The 22,271-nt window shown below is 66.3% G+C and carries 12 protein-coding genes; 4 read left to right on the forward strand and 8 right to left on the reverse strand.

Features of this window, described 5'->3' with window-relative positions; genetic code table 11:
- The 4 genes from ON44_RS35980 to ON44_RS35990 all read right to left on the reverse strand — a co-directional run.
- Window positions 1–10,368: LuxR C-terminal-related transcriptional regulator (locus ON44_RS35980; RefSeq protein WP_157187466.1), on the reverse strand; the 10,368-nt coding region annotated here is incomplete at its 3' end.
- 246 nt (window positions 10,369–10,614) lie between these two features.
- Window positions 10,615–10,923 carry a hypothetical protein gene (locus ON44_RS35985; protein WP_040698909.1) on the reverse strand — a complete coding sequence of 103 codons (309 nt, stop codon included), beginning with the start codon at window positions 10,921–10,923 and terminating at the stop codon, window positions 10,615–10,617.
- Between the two features lie 55 nt (window positions 10,924–10,978).
- Window positions 10,979–11,191, reverse strand: a complete 213-nt coding sequence (locus tag ON44_RS48955) for a DUF397 domain-containing protein (protein ID WP_083898348.1) — start codon at window positions 11,189–11,191, stop codon at window positions 10,979–10,981.
- A complete protein-coding gene (locus tag ON44_RS35990) occupies window positions 11,188–12,078 on the reverse strand; it encodes a helix-turn-helix domain-containing protein (RefSeq protein ID WP_157187467.1) in 891 nt (296 codons plus the stop codon). The genes ON44_RS48955 and ON44_RS35990 overlap by 4 nt, the downstream gene beginning before the upstream one ends.
- Window positions 12,079–12,768: 690 nt before the next feature.
- Here ON44_RS35990 and ON44_RS36000 point away from each other — a divergent pair.
- Window positions 12,769–13,230, forward strand: a complete 462-nt coding sequence (locus tag ON44_RS36000) for a hypothetical protein (RefSeq protein WP_040698915.1) — start codon at window positions 12,769–12,771, stop codon at window positions 13,228–13,230.
- A gap of 10 nt (window positions 13,231–13,240) precedes the next feature.
- Here the strand turns inward: ON44_RS36000 and ON44_RS47320 are convergent, their stop codons facing one another.
- The 4 genes from ON44_RS47320 to ON44_RS36020 all read right to left on the reverse strand — a co-directional run bounded on the left by ON44_RS47320 (window position 13,241) and on the right by ON44_RS36020 (window position 17,569).
- A complete protein-coding gene (locus tag ON44_RS47320) occupies window positions 13,241–13,672 on the reverse strand; it encodes a YbaB/EbfC family nucleoid-associated protein (RefSeq protein WP_051182808.1) in 432 nt (143 codons plus the stop codon).
- Between the two features lie 15 nt (window positions 13,673–13,687).
- A complete protein-coding gene (locus tag ON44_RS36010; protein ID WP_040698916.1) occupies window positions 13,688–15,340 on the reverse strand; it encodes a hypothetical protein in 1,653 nt (550 codons plus the stop codon).
- A 164-nt stretch (window positions 15,341–15,504) separates the two neighbouring features.
- Window positions 15,505–16,701, reverse strand: coding sequence for a glycosyltransferase (locus ON44_RS36015; RefSeq protein WP_040698921.1), 1,197 nt, complete (start codon window positions 16,699–16,701; stop codon window positions 15,505–15,507).
- A 631-nt stretch (window positions 16,702–17,332) separates the two neighbouring features.
- Window positions 17,333–17,569 carry a hypothetical protein gene (locus ON44_RS36020; protein ID WP_040698917.1) on the reverse strand — a complete coding sequence of 79 codons (237 nt, stop codon included), beginning with the start codon at window positions 17,567–17,569 and terminating at the stop codon, window positions 17,333–17,335.
- 480 nt (window positions 17,570–18,049) lie between these two features.
- Between ON44_RS36020 and ON44_RS53585 the strand changes: the two genes are divergently transcribed.
- The 3 genes from ON44_RS53585 to ON44_RS50865 form a co-directional block, all read left to right on the forward strand.
- Entirely contained in the window at window positions 18,050–19,969 is a 1,920-nt protein-coding gene (locus ON44_RS53585; RefSeq protein WP_051182809.1) for a type VII secretion target, read from the forward strand.
- A 47-nt stretch (window positions 19,970–20,016) separates the two neighbouring features.
- Entirely contained in the window at window positions 20,017–21,939 is a 1,923-nt protein-coding gene (locus tag ON44_RS54480; RefSeq protein ID WP_083898350.1) for a type VII secretion target, read from the forward strand.
- The coding region (locus ON44_RS50865) for a hypothetical protein (protein WP_157187468.1) at window positions 21,936–22,271 on the forward strand (336 nt) is incomplete at its 3' end. The genes ON44_RS54480 and ON44_RS50865, both read left to right, overlap by 4 nt.

Here is a 22,271-nt window from a genome sequence, read left to right on the forward strand (position 1 = left end):
ATCCACCAGACGCGCCAGTTCATCGAGGGCTTCGTATTGCCAACCAGTTCGATCGGTATGCGTCATGTGGGGTTGGCGGCGACTCTCGGCTGCCTGGTCGTCGGCGCTCAGTTGACGCCATGCTGTTGCCAGCGCGACCATCCGTCCACTCGGTTTGATACTCGGCTGGAAGCCGGCGGGCGCGGGCACCGGACCGCGGTCGCTCGCGCGTTGGGCAGCCAGCGCATTCCGCTTCTCCGCGTCCCGCCACACCTGCGCGACCGGGACGCCCCTGAGCAAAGCCTGTAGCGCGTAGGCCGGATGGGTGAAATCTTTAGGTGCACTTTTCCCGAAGGCATTGTTGGCTTCGGCCAAGGCCTCTGTGGGGTTGAAAACCGCACGATCACCAAGGAGTGGCTCGTCTCCGGTTTTACGCGATTCTTCATATTCTGCACCCGACAGTATGCGCTGCCAGGTGTCCTCGTCGAGCTGGTTATGCCACGCCTCGAACACTGCTTCGGCCTGGACTTTGCCGTCGATCCTCGGGACGTCGAATCGCTCCAGCCATTCGTCGAATTCTGCTTCCCTATCGTTGAATTGCTTCAGCCACGCGTTGTAGGCTGCATAGAAATAGTCTTCCGATAACACTGTCTTGAAGTGTCGGCTGTAACCATCGAGTTGGTCGAGCCAGTCATCGAAGCGCTCCTCCGGGGGGAGTGCACGCGCTTTCTTCAGTCCATCGAAATGTGCGTACAGAAAACCGAAAGCCTTCGACTCCAATGAATAACGGCCGACTCTGTGCTTGGCGGTCCAGCTTTCCCGCCTGTTGTAGCGGTTGAAGGCTCGCCGTGCGCTGGGATCCCGAAGGTGAAAAAGTTCATGTCTAAGGCAGTCATAAACCGGATCGCCTGTCGGCGCCGTCAACCAGCCATTCCGGACGCCCGCATCGTAACCTTCTCGGAAGAAATCGACGTTGCCGAAATATATCTCGTTCAGAAAGACGATATGGTCTAGACCATCGAGCACGGTACCGGTGGACGCATGTGTGCCGCGGGCCATCGGGGCGATGACAATCGCGTCGATCAGCAGAGCCGGATCCTCGGCGAACTCATCCACAATCGCATTTCGGATCGAAAGCGCCGTTTCGATGGAAATCGTCGATTTATCGAGCCCGAGCACCTCGATCCCATAAGTCTTCAGCAGCTCAGCCGCGATAGCCTGTTTGATCTGCCGGGCGGCGGTGGCATCGGAGTCCACGACCACGGCTGGTGGCGGCGCATCAGCGGTTCCGGATCGGGACGCAGCCTGCTGCTGGGGGCTGTCATCTGACGCCGGTCGAGCGGGAAGGGGTGTGACGGAGTGCGCAGCCGCGTTCGCATCGCCGGCGGCGATGCCCGACGCCATCGCCGCAGGCGTCGGAATGTCGGCCAGGTCGAGATATCCGAGGCGCAGTGCCTGCACGACGGCACCGGACCGGGTGCGAACGCCGAGCATTTCGAAGATTTGCGGGAGTATCTGCCCGACCGAGTCAGGTGACAGTCCGAGGTGGCCGGAATTTCCTATCTGCTCGTTTGTCTGTCCCGCGGCCGCTAATCGGACAATTTCGAGTTCCGAACCGGACAGCTGCCTGTGTGGGGATATTGCTGGTCCTGGGATATTGTCCAGGTCGATATAGCCGAGGCGCAATGCATGAACTACCGCTTCGACGCGGGTCCCGACGCCGAACTTCCGGAGCATGCGATTGATCGTTGTCTGCACGACATCTCTGGCCAGTCCGGTCTGTTGTGCGATCGCGACCGTTGTCTTGTCCGCGAAGATCATTCCGAGTATCTCGGCCTCGCGGGGAGTCAGCGGTCGCGGTGCCAGGTGTTCCGGCTCCGAGATATCGCTCAGGCTGGAAATGCCCAGCCGCACCCCCAGCTGCACGGCATGGGTGATATCGGTGGCGCCGAGCTTCGCGCGGATATTCTTGGCATCCTTCTGCACATCGCGGTAGCGTCGGCCGGTGTCGCTCGCTATTTCGGCGGGAGTCTTGCCTGCGGTGAATTCAGCGAGGACCGCGAGCTCGGTGTCGGTTAGTCCGGCATTACTTCTGTGCGGTCGATCGGCTAGTTGCTGGGCGATACGGGTGATCGCGTCGAATTGTTCCCCGGTCAGATCTTGGCGGCTGCGCATCGCTGCGACTGCGGAGTCGAGGAAGATGCGGTCAGCGGCGTCCAATTGCGTGAGGCTGTTATCGGAACCGGGCGCATTGTCGTCGGGATCCCACCCGAGTGCGGCCAGCGTCTGCCGGAGAGTGTCGTGACCGTATCGCTTGCGCAACTCCGCGATGAGGGCCCGATTGGGTACCGTGCTCGGCAATGGTGAACTCGGACGACCGCCTGGATGGACGGCTGTGACGGTCCCGCCGATATTCGTGGTGCCCGAATAATTTTCACGTGAGACGCCGGGCAACTCGATGCCTCGGTCGAATGCCGCCGCGACCGGATCATCCTGTGCCGAAACGTCGAGCTTGCGGCGGATCCGTCCGATATAGGTCTTGACGGTGTTATCGGCCAGGCCCAGCAGCGCCGCGATCCCGGCGACCGTCTGCCCCGAGGCGACCAGCGCCAGCACCTCACGCTCCCGTCGGGAGAGGGTGGGCTCGTCGGTGCGTACCTCGGCCGAGTTCGTCCACGTCGGACCGTCGAGGTCGAGCAGGCCCTCACGGAGCGCGACGGCGACCATGCCGGCGCGGTCGTCGATCCCGAATCGAGTGCCGAGCACGTCGAGGGATAGCTTCACCTGCGACTCCGTCAGCGGCAGGACATCCGAGATGGCCTCGTCCGCAAAACCTTTCGCGACCAACGTCAGAATCTCGACCTCGGTGCCGGTCAATGCGACGGCTCCGTGCTGTTCGGCCACCGGGAAGTCGGTGATATCGAGGTCGCCTCGCCGGACCGCCAAGGCCACCGCTGCGGGCCCGTTGGCAGCGCCGAGTTTATGTGCGGCACGGGTTTTGGCCGTGACCGCTTTCCGCCGTGACCAACCGCGCGGGTCGTGCGCCGCGATCTCGAACGGCAGCAGGCCCTGAGCTGTCCCGTGCAGAACAGCGACCTCGTCACCGGTCAGATCCGGGCCAATTCCGGGCACGCCCTGTTCCGCGGCAACGGATCTGGCCAGGTAGCGCAAGGCGCCTGCGGTGATGGTCCGTACCGCGGCGGCACGGAGGGGCCGGGGCCTGGTCACGCTTCGGTTCATGGCCGTTGCTGCCTGGCCGTCCGACCGTTCGTGCTGGAACCGAAGGGAAAGTGCCGCCTGCTGAGCCGGCCACAGCGTGCTGAAATGACGCAGAAAAGCGGTGACCGGCGTGTTGGCCATGGCCACGGCGACCGGGTCGGATGCCGTTACACCTTCCAGTTTCGTGTACGCGGCCACAAGTCGTTGCTTGAACAGAGCGGCTGCCTGTGGTTCTGCGGTGGCCGGTGTGGCGGGTGGTGGCGCGTCCGGTGCCCCGCTCGAATCCGCAGGCGTCGGGCCGGGTTCGGGCGATGTCTCATCGCTTGCCGCCACGGCGGAGATGGGCGGCGTCGATTGCGGGTCGCCCGTGAGCGGTTCCTCGGTCGGCTGGTGCAGGGGGGCCGTGTCACCGCCCTGATGCTGTGCGGTCACCGCTTGCGCAGCGGTGTCGGGTGCGCCGACCACCACAGTCTGGGCCTGTGCTCGCACCGCCTTGGTCACACCGTTTATCGCGGCGAGTTGCACAGGGCTGAGGTCGTGACCGCCGCGCAGTGCTCCGAGTGCGTTGGTGAAGTGTTCGACTTCGGTGTCCGCCGCACGACCGAGGCCGTCCAGCAACACGTTTTGCAGCTGTGCGGCCAGGTACTCGCCGGGTTGCTGGCCGGCGGGGATCTGCCATCGGTTGAGTTGGGCGGTGTGGTATCCGGCCGTGTTGATCGCGTGGGCAAGCTGTTGCACGGGCTCGGGTGCTGTGCCGTGTGCGGGGTCCCAGCCCAGCATGGTGAGCACGTACTCGAGGGTTGCGTCCCCGAAGCGTTGTTGTAATTCCTGTGTCGCGCTCGGATGGCCGTCTTGTGCTTGCCGCAGAACCGTGGCGGGGTCGTCGACCATCTCCCGGCCGGATTTGCCGATCTTGTCGGCAAGCATGTCTTGTTGCCCAGGGGTGGCAGGGCTGAGGAGGTGATCGGATGAAGTTGGCAGCACCTGGTTGATGGGCGGCTGATTCGCCGGCTGTGGTGTCGGGGTGGTGTGGGGTGTTGGTGGTGCGTTGGGGAGGTGGGCACCAGTGGTGGTTGGGGTGTGGGCTTGGTTGGCGCGCCTGATCGCGCGTTCGAGGCGGGCGCGTTCGGCGGCCTCATTCTCTAGTGCGGGGGTCAGGTCACGGAGTTTTTGTTCGGCCGCGGTGAGTTTCTTCTCGGCCGCGGTGAGTTTCTCCTCGGCGGTGGTGAGTTTCTGTTCGGCTGTGGTGACGTCGGCGGCTGTGGCGTCGGGTTTCGCTTTTGCCGCGGCCGGGGCGGCGCTGTCGGGGTTGGCCGTTTGGGTGGGGTTGGGTGTGTTGGCTTCGCGGGTCGCTTCGACATGTTCTTTGACAGCTTGGGCGTGTTCGGCTGCGGCGTTCCGGAAGTGCATGACCGCCACCTTGGCCCGCGGACTTTGTGTCTGGCTGTAGAGGCTGCCGTTGACTGTGTCGCTGGTTCCGTGGCTGCCGTGACGGCCGTTGCGGCCGGCGCGTGCGGCGCATTGGTCGTTGGTGTCGGGGTTGTCCGAGCGGCCGAGCATGTGAGCGTGGAGCCCGCCCAACTGGTTGACGTTGTCGTCGACGACGGCGTCGAAACCACGGCCGAGCATCCCGGGTGTGCCGACGGTCACGTTGCCCTTCTTGCGTTCGCCGCCTGCGTCGCTGGCCTGGCCGCGTGTGGTGTCGTGTTTTGCCGCCGTGCCTGGTTCGTCGGCGGTGTGCTGTTTGCCGGCGGTGGCCATGACCCCGGTGAGGTGTTCTTCGGCCGCGTTGTTGTCGCGATGCTCGGCGAACCATTTGCCGGTGATGCCGGTGTGCTCGATACCGTTCTTGTTCAGCATCAGCGAGAATTTCCAGGCCACGTCGTTGGCAGCGATGACCAGGACGGGTCTGCCCTCGTCCTGCAGTTCACGGACCCGTTCGACCGCGTCTTTGAACATCTCCGGTCCGGTGAGGAAGATCCGATCCTCCTCAGCTACCAGGTTCGATTTTCCGAAGTTCTCGATCTTCGCCAGACCGCCCTGGACCGGGAAGTTGTCCTTGATCTCGGTGGCGGTGCGCTCCAGCGTCCCCGACATCAGGTTCAACCGCTTGTATCCGCCGAGCACGGTCTCCACGGTGACCTGTTTCGATCCCGACCCGTCGGAATACACCGGGACATCGAACATCGCTTCCACCATTTTGTGGCGTCCCCCGAACCAGCGACTGTCGGTGCCGACCTTCGGGTCGCTGCGGGGTTTACCGTTCGCGTCGAGGATTTGGATCTTGCCGTCGAATTTCTGGAAGTCCCGATTCAGTTTCAACCGGCCCGCTTTGACGTCGAGGAAAGCGCGGGCCATCTCGGTTTCCTCGGTGGTGAACGCGCGCCCGGTCCGCTGCTCCCACAACCGGCTCGCCTTAGCCAGGCTCTCCTGCGGCCGGGCACGCAGATCCGCTGAGGTCAACTCCCGATCCGCCAGCACACCCCGCAGGAAATCCCGGACCCGATACACCCCAGCTGCCTCGGTGTCCGTGGCGGGCGCACGCTGTCCCTCGGAGAGGTAGTGCACCGTCTCCTCATGGACCAGCACCGCGTCGGCCTCGTCGATCGTGGCGGAATCCCCGGCCGGCGGCCGCCCGAACAACTCCGCGGTCGCCCGCTCGTCATAGGTCAGGTAATACAGGGTCGACTGTTGCGGATCCGCCGGTGGATTGTGGGTATCCCAGCGCGACACCTCGTAACCGAGACTGCGCAGCATCGGCCCGAACTCCCGAACGCCTTCGTTGGCCAGTACCTCGGTCGTGGTGATCACATGATGAACCCGCACCGACCGCCCGTCGGCGAGTTGCACCGGTTCTCCTCGTGAGAGCTGCCACAGCCCATCCAACGCGCCGACCAGAGACTTGCCCTGCCCCGTGCCCATCTGCCGCATGAACCCGCGTTCCCCGACCAGGAACGATTTGATCTGATTCCATCGCGGTGTCTTACCCGTGCCCTCACGCATAGCGTCGAAGCAGCGCAGCAGCGACTCCACCTCATCGCCGCTTTCCATCACCTGTCGGCGCTGCTCCCACGACTCACCGGCCAGCTCCTCCTGTCGGGCCCGGTACACCTTCAGCGCCTTCTTCGCCGTCGCGGTGTACTGCTCGCCCTGCGCCTCGGTGAGATCTTGTTTGGTCTGCGGATCGGCGCGCGGCAACTCCGCCAGCTCGACTCGCAATTCCGATATCGCCAACTCGCGGGCTACCGCGGCCGATACCGCCTCGTGCTCGGCGACCGCGGCGTCGTGGGCGGCGCGCGCCTCGGCCAGCTCCGCACGCGCCACCTCGGCCTGGGCGTGGGCCGCGCGCTCGGCCTCGATGGCCACCCGGTCGGCGGGACTGCTCCCCGTGAGCAGCTCACCCAGCTTGTCAGCGATGCCCCGGCGGGTGGCGCGTTCGTGCGCGGCCGCCGCGCGCGCCTTGTTCTCCTTCTCCCGCAACACTTCACGCGCCGCGCGTTCCCGCTCGGCCGCCGCATCCACCCGCCGCTGCTGATCCTCCCGCAACGCCTCGTGCCGCTGCCGCTCCTGCGCAATCCGCTGTTGCGCCTCGGCTTCGCGTTCAGCGGCGCCGCGCCCGGTGGCACCGGGTTCCTCGTTGCCGGTGGATGCCTGTTCATCACCGGACTTCGCCGCCACATCGGCGCTTCGCGGCTCTTGTGCGGCCGCGTCGTCGTCGGGTGTAGCGCCCTTGACAGCGTTGGGTTCACTAGCGCCGTCGACGGCATCCGGCTCGCCTGGCTCATCGACGGTTTTGCTTGACTTGGCTGCGCTGGCACCTTCCGGGGGGTCGGCGGAGTCGGGGTGTGCCTTGGGTTCGTTGGCGGGGTGTGTTGTGGCTTCTTCGGCTGGGTGCGGTCGGCCGGATGCGGGGGCGCTGTCCGGCGCGGGACCGTGCTGAGCCGTCGCTTGGGCTGTTGGTTCGTCGGTGTGGTCGCCCGCGTTGGCCGGATCGTTGTCGGTCGGCTGTCGCACCTCGTCGGTTGTCTTGGCGGGGGTGTTTTCCGGGGCGCGTTGTGTTGTGGCTTCCTCGGCGGGGTGCGGGCGAGGGCCGTCGGTCGCTTCGGCGTGCGGTTGACCGGAGGCCGGAGCGTCATCCGGCGTGGGGTCGTGTTGTGTCGATGGTTGGGCTGTTGGTTCGTCGGTGTGGCTGCCCGCGTTGGCTGGATCGTTGTCGGTGGGCTGTCGCACCTCGTCGGTTGTCTTGGCGGGTGTGTTTTCCGGGGCGGGTTGTGTTGTGGCTTCCTCGGTCGGGTGCGGGCGAGGACCGTCGGTCGCTTCGGCGTCGGCGGGGTGCGGGCGGCCGGATGCGGAGGCGTCATCCGACGTGGGGCCGTGCTGCGTCGACGGTTGGGCTGTCGGTTCGTCGGCGTGGCCGCCCGCCGGATCGCTGTCGGCGGGATGCCGCGCGGTAGCTGGCGCGTGGTCTTCGGCGGTATCCGGTGCTGCTGATGGTTGTTTCGATGCGGGCGCGTCGATGGTCTGCTGATCGGGTTGCGGCTCAGGGGCTCCGGTGTGTTCCGGGGTGGTTTCGGTTGTGTCGGTTCCGTTTCCGTCGGCCGAGGCGTTCTTGCCGCGTGCCGAACCTTCGCCGCCACCAGGTGCATCGGAGGTTGTTGTGAGGTTGGTCGGGTCGGCTGCTGGTGTGGTGTGGGAATCGAAGGGGTGCGGCTGGTCGGGGGACCCGGGTGTGCTCGATGCCGGATCGGCGGGGCGGTCCACCACCACACCCGCCTCGACGGGAGCCGCGACGCTCACGAGGACGGGGGTGGTCTCGGATGCGTTGGCCGGCGTGACCTCGAGTTCCGGGGGTTTGGTGTCGGCTTGGGCGGTCACCACCATGCGGCGCCTGACCTGTCGCGGAGTGTCCGCCGCCGCGCCGCCGCGACGATCCTGACCACGCTGCGGTGACCCAGCCGGAGTATCCGCACGGGTACCGGCCGCACGGCCATCGGCGAGTGGGGGCTGGGCGGCGCCGGCCCGCGCTGGGCCGTTGGGTGTCGCGCCCGAAGCCGCCGGCACCGGTTGCGGCAGTTCACCATTCGGGTCCGCATCCGAGGGATGCGCCCGCACGCCACCGTCCGCACCAGCGTCAGCGGGATGCGGCCGCGCGCCATCGCCGGTATCGGTGTCGGCGGGATGCGGCCGCGCGTCGCCGTCCGCCTCGGTGTCGGTGGGACGTGCCTGCGGTCCACCGTTCTCGGTGTCGGCCGAGTGTTCTGCGCCGGAGGCGCCGGCATCGTCGGAAGCGGAACCTTGCTGCTGGGCGTCTGGTTGTGCTGTTGGTTCGTCGGAGTGGGGGCGCGCTGTGGCTTCGCTATCGGCCGGATGCGGCTGCGGATCAGCTGCGGCCTGCTCGGCGGTGGCACGCGGAGCCGGGGTCTCGACCTGTGGGGCGGCACCGGCATCGGCCAACGGCGCCACCGAGGACGCTTGCGCCCCCTCGCTGCTCGCACCGACGTGGCCAGGGGCCGGTACCGAGCCGTGGCCGTTGTCTGTGGTGGCGGGCTGTGGGACCCGGGGACGGGATTGTTCGGGTGTGGGACCGGAATCCCGAACCGGTCGCGTTGGCTCGTTGGTATGTGGGCGCGCAGGCTCGCTGTCGACCGGATGCGGGGTCGGCCGCTGGGCCTCCGGTGCCGGACCATCGGGGTGTGGGCGCGCGTTGCCCGCGTCACCCTCGGCGCGTTGGTGCGTCGATCCGTCGGCCGTGGGGCCATCGGCCGCAGGTGCCACCGCCTGGGGGGCTGCGGAGCTCACCGGTGACCCACCGCCGCTGCTGGCCGGGTACACCGCCTGGATCGGTGCCGCGACATTCGTCGGCAGCCGTGCGCCGGTGGGGTGTTGGATTTGGTCGGCAGTTGCGGTGTTCACGCCCTCGGCAGGCACAGCGTCCGGACTCTTGGGTTTCCAGATACCGCCGGCGTGGTAGTCCTCGCGCAGGAACGGTGCCGGCGCCGGCAGCTGGTTCGGTTCGGCCGCCGGCTGGCGCAGCCGGGCGAGGATCTGGGAGATTTGCTGGTTGAGTCCGGCCGGGTCGGTCGGGTTGAGCACGCCGTGGTCGGTGAGCGCGTTGGCCAGAGCCCGGGTTTGGGTGCGGGGGGTGGGTTCGGCGGGCGCAGCGGTGGCGGGTTCGGCAGGCGCGGTGACCGGGGGCTCGGATGCGGATGTTGGTGTGCTGTTGCGGATTTCGGCGGCGCCGTGGGCGGCGGCGCCGAGGAAGCCGCCGGTGACAGCGGGCAGCAGGCCTTCGGTGATGGCTTTGGTGGTGAATTGTTGGCCGGAGACCAGGATCGAGGTGAGGGCGCCGAGGATGCCGCCGGCCAGGCCGCCGGTAGCGCCGACGAGGCTGGTGCCGACGAGCTGGTAGGCGAGGCGTTGGGCGCCGGTGGCTTGTTCGGCGCGTGCGGCGGTGCGGGGGACGATCCAGCGTTCGCCGATCCACTTGCCCGCCAGAGCGCCGGCGGCGCCGCCGACACCGCCGGCGGCGGCGGCGTTGCGGGCGGATTTCCAGTCGATGTGTTCGCGGTCGCCCGCCATGACCTGACCCGCCTGCACGGCGACGTTGATGCCGCCGACCTGCAGTGCTCCCCAGAACATCGCTTTGCCCGCCAGCACGATCGCCCCGCGTTGGGTCGCGTATTTCGAGGACTGCCCGGCCAGGAAGATCAGGAGTCTGCGGGTAGCGATCTGGCATTTGGTTTCGGTTTCGAGCCGGTCGATATAGGCCTCGAACGCGCCGCCGACGGGAGAGAACATCAGCGCGGCCCGCGCCATCTGCCAGGCCAGCAGCAGCGCGAAACCGATGACGGTCCACTTCTGCTCTTCGATGGTGTTGGCGGCCTCGTACAGTTCTTTGACGAGGGTGTCCATGAAATCGGCTTGCGCGTCGAACTTCTCGGCGAGGTCGCGATGATTGCGTGCGATCGCGGTCCCGGTCTCGCCCCGAAGGTCGTTCTCCGTGCGCGCCGCCAGAGCGTGATGATGCTCGGCGTAACCACGGCACTGCTCGGCCTTGTCCGACCAATAGTCAGCGGCACGACGCGTCGCGGTTTCATCACCACGCGGGAAATGCCCCGCAACACAGTCGATCACCGGCGCAGGCAAATATGAGGGCAATGTCAGAGTCATCTACCCCGCCACACCTCGCCCGGCCAGCAGACTTCCGCCCTCTCCAGCAGCACCCGATCCAACGTGGTTGATTTTGGCCTACGTCTCAGCGAATTCTCTTCAGTGGGAATACCGCGTCGGACGCCAACCCCTCCGGCCGCGTGCCCGCACATTCACACCGCCGCGTTCTTCCCGCCAGGAAGGAGGCGCGGACCTCGCGCAGCCGAGGGCCTGCGGCGTGATCCGGTTCGATGCAGACGGGAGTGATCAGCGCTGCGTACTGTTCACGGGCATCATGCCCGGAATTCCGTGGATGGCACCGATCGCGACGTCACCGAGCTGTACCACGCCGGACATGGCCAGCAGCGGTAGCAGCGCCCGCTTGCGGCGGTTGGTCAGGCTGAACAGCAGTGCGGCACCCAAGGGAATGGCGCGGGCGGCGTAGGCCTGCGCATATGGCGGATCGCATCCTCGACGGCGTCGACGACGGTGTGGGCGAGTTGGTCTGGAGACTTGCGTAGCGGCGGCGGTCAGCGTCGGATCGGTGACCCCGCTGGCATCGACGATGACCTCCACCGACTGTTCTGGTGAGTTTGCTTGTACGTGAACGGCTTCCAGTGGTGCTGCGCGGTTACGGCTGCGGGCGGTTGAATTCGCCGTGTTGGATGCCTGCCGTGAAGGCGTCCCATGCGCCTGGGGTGAAGATCAGTGCCGGGCCGGTGGGGTTTTTCGAGTCGCGAACGCCTATCCCGCCTCCTCCGAGCCAAGCTACCTCCACGCACTCGGTTGCGCCGGAGCTGTGGCTGCTCTTGAACCAGTTCAGCTCCGACAGGTCAGTGTTCATGCTGTGTAACTCCTTGCTGCCCGCCTGAGCAGGTCTCGCGATTGTGTCTCGTCCAGAGCAGTACTCCGCAGAGCTGAAGCAATGTCATGGTAGCGCTGTACATCTTCGGCCTTTTCCATGTACAGGTCGGGCTTCCCATTCCCTTCGAAGTAGACGAGAGGGGGCTCAACCGGCTGACCTTTGGCGTCGGTACCGAAGTCGAGGATGACGAACGGGCCGTGCACCAGACCCCAGGCGCATCCGCTGGCGAAGGGGTGTATCCGTACCGAGATGTTCGGCAATTTGCTCATCTCGGCCACATGCCGCAGCTGGGCCGCCATAATTCGCTTGCCACCGATGACACGATGTAAAGCTGATTCGTGCAGCAACACTTCCAGTGCCACCGGGCTGGACTTCCGTGCGACGATTGCCTGTCGCTTGAGCCGCAGTTCGACTCGTCTGTCGAGATCTTCGGCGGTGCTATCGCGGTAGTACGAGCTGATCACCGCGCGTGCATAATCCTCCGTCTGCAACAGTCCGGGGACGATCTCGTTATACGAAATAAGTTGGTGTGCTGAGGCTTCGAGTCCGAGGTACATCGCGAAGGTGTCATCGCTGAAGAGCCCGCTGAATGCCGTATGCCAGCTCTTGACCTGCGCCTTCTCGGCGAGCTTGAGCATCTGGCTTGTATCCCCGGTCGTCACGCCGTACACCTCACACAGCGCCCGTATCTCGCGGATCTTGACCTTCACCACCTGAGCGTTCTCGATGCGGTGTAGCCCGCTCTTGCTGAGCTCGGCCAGCACCGCCGCTTGGTCGAGGCGAAGTCCCTGCCCTTCGCGCATTTCGCGCAAGGCGCGCCCGAGCTGCCGCCTCGGCAGGGTCGAGGAGCCATCTTCACTGGTCAAAGCCATCACACCCTCTACAAATCTGGGACGATAGAGCATCTGAATGCGGCACGGACTAGCACCGGAACTGGGACCTGTCGTGCAGGTTTGGGATGAATTCCTTGGGAGTCCCAGATTGGTTCCTCGCATCGTATCGCCCGTGGTGTGCTGTGTCCGGCGGTTGATAACACCTGATGAACCGGTGTAGCGCAAAGCCTTCCGGCGGCCGGCCCGGCCGCCGCCCAGACCATCACGACATCGATCGGGGCCTCCAACGATGACCAAAACGCAAGTATCGCAGCCGGATACCCACGTTGCATGCGTCGGGCAACCGGCATCGGCCGACGCGAGAACAGCACATGGCGAGGCCGTGATCGTCACCCCGCCCAGGGTGTGCGAGCGCGGCGATGTGCGACTTGCCCACGAACAGATGCGGGTTCACCGGGCGTGCCGGTCGGGGCAATGCGTGTGGAAGTCGGCGGCGTTCTACACGCTGGTAAGCGCGGGTTGCCTTGTGCCGCAATCGATGAGCCCACGCGAGCGAGCGGCCGCGCGGGGGATCGCATATCCGCCGCTCGAAACTGTCGCACCTTCGGTGGCCGACGGTCCACCGCTGCGGACATTGCAGGAGGTTTTGGACAGGCTCGCCGAGCTGGCGGCTCCGGCGTCCGGGCGCGTCACGGCCGCCGGATAACGGCGACGGTGACCGGAATGGGCGAGCATCGCACCGAGGTGGACGGCTGGCTGGCGGTGTGGCGGATCGACCGTCACCGCATTCGAATGATGCTGGTACGCAACGTGGTTGCCGCCGAGACGCTGGCATCGTTTCATCCGGCCCGCTGCCCCGACCTGGCCCAGATGCGTGAGCGGTTCCCGAAACTGTCCCGGCTGTGGGATGCGGTCCGGCACGAGTACTGGACGGAATTGATTCCGGCACAACGATGTTCCCGCGGGGTGGCGCGTCTCATGAGCGACCGGAATCCAAATCCGGCGAACTCCTATCCGCTGCCGGAACGGCTCAACCGTCTCACCGTGCGAGCGACCCGAGCGGGCTACCGCCTCGTCCGCGGCGTCGTATCGCCGTATGTTTGGGAACTCCTGGACGCCGAAGACGACGAACTCATCTACTCGGCCGCAAGCCTGGACGAGATCGAGGACTGGCTGGCGTCCTGAAGCGCTGTGCTCACTCGGCTCGCTTCTCCTCGCCACGGAAGAAGGCGCGCACCTCGCGCAGATTCGGCGCCTCCGGCAGGATATCGGAGAGGTCCGGCACATCGTCGAGTTCGGTACCGATCGGAGTGGTCAATGCTGTGTGCTGTTCATGGGCATGGCGAACTGCCTCCTGGACCGCGTCGAGAATGGTGCGGGCGAGCTGATCGGGAGCCTTGCGCAATGCGGCGGCGGTCAGCGTCAGATCGGTGAGTACGCCGCTGGCATCGACGACCACCTCCACCGACTGATCCGGCGAGTTCGCTTGTACACGAACGGCTTCCAGTTGCCGGAACATCTCGGTCAGCCGGGGCTGCTGCTGCTCGTAGGCGTCGAGGAGGTGTTCGATCTGGTTACGCAATCCGCTGTTGGCCGACCGCAGACCTTCCCGCTGCCAACGATCCATTCCGATCTCCGTTCATCACTCGTCGAAGATGGAGGCCTTCGCCACCATCACCAGCAGTCGGTGCAGGGCCTTCGCGGGCCCGCTGGCCGCGTCGCCGTCCAACTCGACGGCGGCGAAGGCCTCGGCGAGGGCCGCGGCGGGCACGAACACACCGTTGCGGAAACAGGTGTCGCTGAATGCGCTACGCCACCGCTTGTAGCCGCTGACCACGCGCGCGAGTGTGTCGCCCTTGGCGCCGTGCACCCGCAGATACTCCATGATCAACGTGCGCTGCGCTTCGGCGCGCGCCCGGAATCCACCGGCGAGGTCCAGCGAAGCGCCGAGCGCGCGCAGGATCGTCGTGTACATCGGGCGTTCCGGTCGGGTGGGGCGCGTCGAGTGCGGCACCGTAACGGTCGACCCGGCCAGCAGGCGCGGATTCGCGGCTGCGGCTCGATCCAGCACGATCCACGGTGCCGGATCATCGGACTCCGCTTCCGTGTTCCGGTTCTCGACACGTGACGGGGCACCGGCCAGTTCGGCGATCTCGATCCCGTACAGCGGGAGGGTGTACCGGCCGAGCATGGCATCGAGAGCGGCCGCCATCTCGCGGACCGTGTCCGCGTGAATTCCCGCCGACTCGAAACCGCGAATCTCGAGGTTGTGCCGGGCAGCCATCTCACGGGCTATCCGCATGGCCTCGGTATCGGTCTCGGCCCGTTGCGGCACTGCGCGCTGCGGCACGGCGCGCTTCTCCTTCTTCTTACCCTTTTCCGCGCCCTTGTCGGCACCCGGGCGACCACCTGGGCGCGGCGGGGAAACCCGCGGTGGCGCGCCACTGGACGGGGAACTGGTCGGAGACGACGCGGCCGGGGACTTCGACCACGGACTGCCTGCCGAATTTCCGGACCAGGGTGTACCCGCAGTGGACCCCGTGGTGCGTGCGGCCGACCCGGACGGCTTGGCAGACCCCGGACTCGCCCCCGCACCAGCGGTGGGATTCGCGGCGGCAGTACTCGGTGGGGCAGCGGCGGTGCTTCCGGGTGGGGCGGTATCGGCGGAATTGGAATCGTCGGTGGGTGCCTGAGAGTTATCGGCGCCACCGTTCCCGTCTTGGTCGCGTCCATTGTTACCGGCCGGTGCATTCGACTGCGGGTCCGCCGACTGTGCCGATGGTGACTGCACCGATGGAGACTGTCCGGCATTGTTCTGCGCCGCCGAGTCGTTGGTCTCCGGACGATCGGTGGTGGTCGGGTTGACATTCGGTCCGGGTGTGGAGCTCTGTGGTGCGGACTGACCGGTGGGTGTGGTAATGGGTGACGAGGTCGGACTCCGATATCCACCCGTGCCGTCGGCATCTGTTGTGGCAGCGGTCGGGTCCGTCTTGTTGATGTGCTGCGCGCCGCCGAGGTCCTGCTGACTGAAAGTTTCCGCCGCGGAAGCGAGTTGGCTCTGTATCGACCGCACCGCCTGGACCAGGTTCTGCATACCTTCCATGGCCTTGTCGGCGCCAGGCACATATGACTCGGCGATCATCTTTCCGGGATCATCGTCGCCCCAGAACTCGCCTTCATGCGCGAGATCGGCCTTCAGGTCGGCCACCATCCGCGCGACCTCGTCGGCGACCCCATCGAGCTGTGCCGCGGAGGAGCGCATGGCGTCGAGATCGGCCCACAGCGATTCGGCCATCTCGATCTCTCCTAGCTGTGCTCGTGCTGATCCGCTTCGCGCGCGGGATATCCGAATCCATTCAGCTGTCCATTGTCGATTCTTCCCAGCGCGCGGACGGTCCCCAGTGGTGGGAAGGATCAACAGTGGCGGGCGTCGGGTGGCGGGAAAGGATCGCAGCTTCCCTATCTGATCGCGTCGATCAGCAACTTCGCTGCCGCCGTTGCCCCGTCGGCGCGGATCATGCCGGCTACTACGCTCGCACGCGCTCGGGTGGTGGAGGTCAATGCCATGTCGAGAGCCGCGGACAATGACGCTGGGTCGGGAACAGCGCCCGCACACGCCGTGCCGATGCCGAGACCGGCCACTCGGCGCGCCCAGTACGGCTGGTCCATCATCTGGGGTACCACCACTTGAGGCACGCCGGCCCGGGCCGCGGTCGTTGTCGTACCCGCACCGCCGTGGTGGATGACGGCAGCGACCCGGGGGAACAGCGCCTGATGGTTGACTTCGCCAATGGCCATGCAGTCGGAGAGGTCGTCGATCACCGCCAACTCGGCCCAGCCCCGAAAGAGGAGCGCGCGGCGGTTGTGCGCGCGGATTGCTTCGATCGCGACCCTGGCGATGCCGTTGTGCACCGGCATGCTGCCGAAGCCGATATACACCGGAGGTGTACCCGCGTCCAAGAACGCCTCCAACTCGGCGGGGAGGGGGCGTTCGTCCGGCACGATCCAGGCACCGGTCTGTACCACGTCCAGACTTGGTGATTCCGGCCATGGCCCCAGAACCGGATCCGCTGCCAACCACGGGCGGTCGGTGATGACATGGTCACGCACATTGCCCACCGATGGCAGCCCGAGCGCCGCCCGGCGGGTATCCAGCGCCGCACCGTACTCCGCGTTCCAACCCTGGGCGTCGATCTCCCACTGCAGTTGGTTGCCGATCGCCTCCGGCGCGGGTCGCTCGCCTGGCATCCGCGGCATCGGCGGATGATGCGGCGAGGGCAGGCTGGTCGGCTGGTAGCTCGCGTATTGATAGTGGATTCCCAGCTTCTCAGCGGCCGACCGGGCGGCGATCTCCGTAATGCCGGTAGCGACTATCGCATCGCATCCTGCGGCTGCTGTGGGGATCGTGTCGAACTGAACTGTGGGCCACTGGTCTGCGTAGTCCAGCAGGTCCGCCATCGAGGCTTTTGCGCCATCCGAACCTGGTATCGGCGGCCCCAACGGCACCAGCGGCACGCCCAGCTCGGTGAAGCGCCGCTCGAAGTTCGGTGGCGCGCACACCCGCACCTGGGCTCCGAACTCCCGCAGCCGCAGCGCGAACCCCAAGGCCGGCTCGATATCGCCGCGCGTCCCGCTCGCCGACAAAAGCACCTGCACGCCGTCACTCCTAATTCGCGTGTTCTGGCGTGGACCGTAGTCGGCCATAGGAAGCCCGCCGATCAATGTGTCCCCACCGGTGACGATGGCGTCGGTGTGATGACTCGTCCACGCCCGCTGCGGGGGTGACAAGCGACTTCGCTCGGCCCGAATGTGACCCGGAACCGCGGGCAGACGCTGCAAACCTGCTCACCGCGTCCACCATCTGAGTGCCGTCGCAGTACTGGGCGGCGGCATATGTCATGCTTGAATCGTAAATTCGAGGCATCAGCGCATATGAGTTTGTGGTGTCATGCTCTTTCGGCTCAGCAAACTCGAAATGAGTGTTGAGTATCAATATTCAACACGCTGCGAGATCCGCGTTGATGTTTCCTCCTTCGGTAGAGGATTTTTCGTAACTCCTTGCCACCCGCCTGGGGTAGGTCTCTCGATCTGATTCATCCAGTGATATCCCGGCCGGCTGGGGCAAGGTCATGATGCTGTCATATCTCATCGGTCTTCTCGTAACCTCCCTTTCATTACTCGTCGAAGGTGGATGCCTTCACCAGCAGCCGATGCAGGGCCTTCGCGGGCCCGGTTTGATGGGCCACCGGCGAGCTCGGTGATCTCGATCCCGTGCAGTCGAGGGATATCAGCCGAGCATGGCGTCGAGGGCGGCGGCCATCTCACGGGCGATCCGCATTGCATCGGTATCGGTCTCGGCCTGCTGTGGCATCGGGCGCTGCGGTACTGCGCGCTGCTGCTTGTCCGTATCCGCCGCGCCCTTGTCGGTACCTGGGCGGCCACCGGGGCGCGGTGAGGAAACCTGCGGTGGTGCGCCATTCGGCGGGAAGTTGTCGGGGACGACGCGGCCGGGGACTTCGACCACGGAGTGACTGCCGGATTTCCGGACCGGGGTGTGCCCGCAATGGCACCCGCGGTGCGTGCGGCTGACCCGGGCTGTCTGGCGGACACCGGATTTGCCCGTGCGCCAGCTGCGGCGGCAGTACTCGCTGGGGCCGCAGTGGTGCTTCCCGGTGTGGCGGTATCGGACGAACTCGCCTTCACGCGGGGGAGATCGGTCTTCAGGTCGGCGACAATCCGGGCAACTTCGGCGGCAACCACATCGAGCTGTGACGAGGAAGCTTGCATCGCATCGAGTTCGGCCCCCATTGCGATTCGACCGCGTCGATCTCCTTGCCGTGCTCAGCCCGACCGCGCCCGATCCACCTGCTTCGCGCGGGATATCCGAATCCACTCAGCGATCCATTGTCGAGTCTTCCCAGCGCGCGGGCGGTCTTCGCATCCCCAGCGGTGGGAAGGATCGACAATGGTGGGCGTCGGGTGGCGGGAAAGGATCTGATTGCATATGCCGGACGGCAGCATGGAAATCGACCCTCTGGTGTTGTATGACTTGGCGAACCAGCACGATCGGGTCGCGGAAGACACACTCGCATGGGCCCAGAAACCCGACGGGTGGTTGAACCAGTTCACCGACACCTACGGCGCGATCGCCTACCCGGTGTACAAAGCCCTGGGCGGCTACTACGACGCGCGATATCGCGCCGGTAGCGCGCTGGCGGACGAGCACAAGAAGACCGCGGAAGATTTGCGTAAGGCCGCCCGGGAATTCGAACAATCCGACCTGGACGGCGCGTCGGGTATCCGCCGCATCATGGATGATTCCGGTGGGCACGGCCAGCCGCAGACCTCGCCGTCGTCGCCCAACGGCACATCGCCGAACGGGCGCGCGCCGGTCAATGCCAGCCCGTCCGATAACGCGCCGGTAGGAAACCAGCCGGTCGGCTCCACGCCTGATTCGAACAACTCGCCGGTCGGTGTCGGACCTGTCACTGCTCCGTCGACAAACGGCGCGGGGCCCGACGCGACGGGTGGGTCGACGCCGACGGCGGGTACCGTTGCGCCCGGTGGCCCAGGTGGCGGTCCCGGTGGTGGCCCAGGTGGCGGTCCCGGTGGCGGCCCAGGTGGTGGCCCTTCCGGGCCGACGATCACCCCAACGTCGGTATCGGCGGGACCGGGCGGCGGCCCATCCGGCCCCGGTCCCGACGATCGAACGTCGGGGTCGGGCGTGAGCGCGGCGGGCGATCTGCCGCCCGTGCCCATGTCGACGCCGTTCGCATCGGCCGTTGCCGCCAATAAGGACAAGGAGGCCGAACCGGCGTACGTGGTCGGCGATGCCGTCAACAACGACCTAGTGGTCGCGCGCACCCTGCTCGGCGCGGTGCTCGCGGCGGTGGACTCGTCGGTCCTCGGGCTGCACTGGGCCGTGGCGGTGATGCGCGGTCCGGGTGGCGCGGGGGTATTCATCACCTCCAACGAGGGCCGTGGGTGGTTCCCCGCAGGGATCTATCTACCGCGCGAGGTGTCCACGCCATGGCTGTGGGACGAAATGCTCGGTGCGGGGTCCACGGATGCAGCGTCGCCATGGGAGGGCGTATCCGACCCGGCGCGCGTCCTGGTGGAATTCGGATTGGCGTGGGGCGCGAAGGCCGGAGCCTCGCTCTCGGCGGTGGTGTCGTCCGGGCCGATCGATTCCGGTCTGCGGGCGCGGTTCAGCGATGTCTCGATGGAGGGCATGGTTGGACCGTCCTACGACGTCGATCTGCGGGTGCCCACCCCCGACACCGCCGACCGGCTCGGGCTCGCCGGTTCCCCCGAGGCATTGGAACAGATTGCGGCCGTACCGGATTCGGCTCTTCGTGCACGCTGCATCGAATTGGCGGCGGATGCGCACGCCAAGGTGAGCCGGATCCGTGACCTCCCGGCGGACGGCGCGGGCGCACGCGGGGTGCGGGAGCGCATTCTGGCGGCGATCCAGTCCGGACGCGACATTCCGAGGTCCTGGTGGGATGAACTGCGCGACGCCGACGATCTGATCGCGGCCTCGATCATGCCGCGCCGCGTCGATGTCGGTCGGGTCGAGCCAGGGGATCTGCGAGTCGACGACGCGGACGGCGGATTGCGCGCGTTGGTATTCGAACGGCGCTGCAACGAGCTGGTCCTGCTGTTGGCCGAGGAAACCACTCGCCAGGAGTTGCGCGACGCGGTCTACGCGCATGAGCAGATCGTGAAGCATCCACGATTCGTCGAGGTTCCAGCGGCCGTGTCTACGTCGGTGGACGAGGTTGTCGCTCGGCCAGCTACCGGACAGGTCTCGGCACCCGGTGTCACGGCCCCGGGTGTGATCGTTGGCCCGCCCACGGGTGCGGTAGCCCCGCCGTCCTCGGCTCGCCCCGTCGATCGTCCCGATGTGACGGACCAGGCGTAAAGGGGCGGGATGAAGATCTGGCCTCACCGGGAAGGGCGGTCTGACTGATGTCGGACCTTACCGATTTGGATCCCGACGTGCTCCGCAGTCTGGCCGCTGGCCAAGACGAGGCCGAGAAGCGAGCGCGGCATTGGGCGCGACAGCCGACGGACTGGCTGAAGAAGTTCGGCTCCAGCAACGGCCCGATCGCTGCGCAGGTGCACAACGCGATGGAGCGGTATTACGAGGCCCGCGAACGCGCAGGCAACGCGATGGCCGACAAACACCACCGAGCCGCACAAGACTTGCGTGCGGCCGCCGACGCGATGGAGCGTAGCGACGCCAATGGCGGTCGGCAGGTTCGCCAGGCGGGAGGGAACCCGGGAAGCGACGACGGGCCGTCCCCGGTGCCGGGCCCGGTCGTAGCTCCGCCCGGTCACGTCGTACCGCCGCAGGGCCCGAGTTCCCCTCCGCCTGGCCCGAGCGGCCATTCGGGAGAGAACCGGACATATCCCGGCGGTCCGACAACCGGTCCCTCCGGCCTGCCCGGGCCCGGTGTCCCAGTTCCGCCGGTATCGGGGCCAGCCACTGCACCGCCCTTCGCTGCGCCGCCAGCCGCTGCCATCCCACCTGGTTCGGCTCCGATTTCAACCAGAGCAGCGGTGGCGCCACCAGGTGGCGGGCCGGCTGGCCCCGGCGGCGGGCCGGCTGGTCCGGGCGGTGGGCCGTCCAGCCATGCGGGTGGACCAGCTGGTCCGGGTGGTGGGCCGTCCGGACCGAGTGGTGGGCATTCGACGCCGACTTCGTCCGCCGCTGGTGGCGCAGGACCACGATCCGGCGCGGTAATGCCCCCGCCCGCTGCGCGGGTTGCGCCCCAGAAACGCGCCGCCGACCCCGCTCATGTGGTCGGCGAACCGGTAATCGACGATCTGCTGGTCGCCCGAACTCTGTTGGCTTCCGTGTTGGGCTCGGTGGACGCGGAGGTGGCCGGTGTGGCGTGGGCGGTGGCCGCATTGCGCGGCCCATCCGGCGCAGGCCTGTTCATCACCACCAATGAGGGCCGCGGGTGGCTGCCGGCGGGCATATTCTTGCCGCCTGCGGTGTCCACCCCGTGGCTCTGGGATCAGATGCTCGGTGGCGCGTCCGCAGCCTGGGAAGGGATCGCCGATCCGGCCCGGGTGTTGGTGGAGTTCGGTCGGGTGTGGGGGCCGAAGGCCGGTGTCGCGCTCACTGCGCTGGTTGCGTCCGGTCCGATCGATCCCGGACTGCGCGCTCAGCTCGACAACGTGGCCACCGAGGGGCTGGTAGAGCCCGTCTATGACGTCGACCTGCGGGTGCCCAGCTTCGATACTGCCGACCGACTCGGGCTGACCGGATCTATCGAAGCGATGGAACATGTCGCCACTGTTCCCGATACGCAACGGTCGGACCGCTGTCTGGAACTGGCAGCTGACGCGCACTTGCGTCTCGCCCGCACGGGGTCTGCCCCGGCGGAGGCAGTCGAAGTGGCGCAGTTGCGGGACCGGATCTTGGCGAATCTGCAAGCCGGGCAGGAGATCCCGCGGCAGTGGTGGCACGAACTGCGCGCCGCCGACGATCGGCTTGCGGACAGCATATCGGCACGCCGCATCGATGCCGCCCGCATCGGTCTCGGTGATCTGCGCGTCGAGGTCGGCGCGGATGCCTTGCGCGCCCTCGTGTTCCAGCGCCGCTGCACCGAGCTGCTGCTGCTGCTCGACGGCAAACCGAGCGTGCAACAGTTGCGAGACGCGGTCTACGCATACGAGCAGGTTGTCCGACATCCGGCGTTCGCGAATGCTCCGGCGGCGGTGACGGTGCCCGAGCGGTCCCAGGTTCGGGGCGCGGCCGGGACTCACGTCACGGTTGCGGCCGACCGTTCGCCTTTCGCTTCCGAGCGGGTGCCTGCGGTTCCGTCAGTCGATTCGGGGCGTTTGTCCGATACTAGTCCGCGGGGCGGGGAGGTGAAATGAGCGGCTCTTTCTACCAGTACACCAAGGATAAAGGGTGGGTCCTTGCCAATGGTGTCGGCAGTACGCCGGAGAAGCAGGGGTATTACTATCTCGAAAACGACGATGGCACTATGCAGCCCTACTATTGCAAGGGCGACGGAAATTATCAATCGATAAACTATCACGACAAGAATGTCGTAGATGCGGATGGAAACCTCTACCCGTTGAAGGGGGGTGGAAATCTCAATAGAAGCCACTCTGAAATATCCGATACATCTACTGGTAATATCTCGAACGTAAAAGTCGACGGGTTCGATCCACCGAAGCCTGCAGACAGTACCCCGAAAACCGAT

It is taken from the genome of Nocardia vinacea NBRC 16497, from assembly GCF_000308835.1.
Classification (GTDB): domain Bacteria; phylum Actinomycetota; class Actinomycetes; order Mycobacteriales; family Mycobacteriaceae; genus Nocardia; species Nocardia vinacea.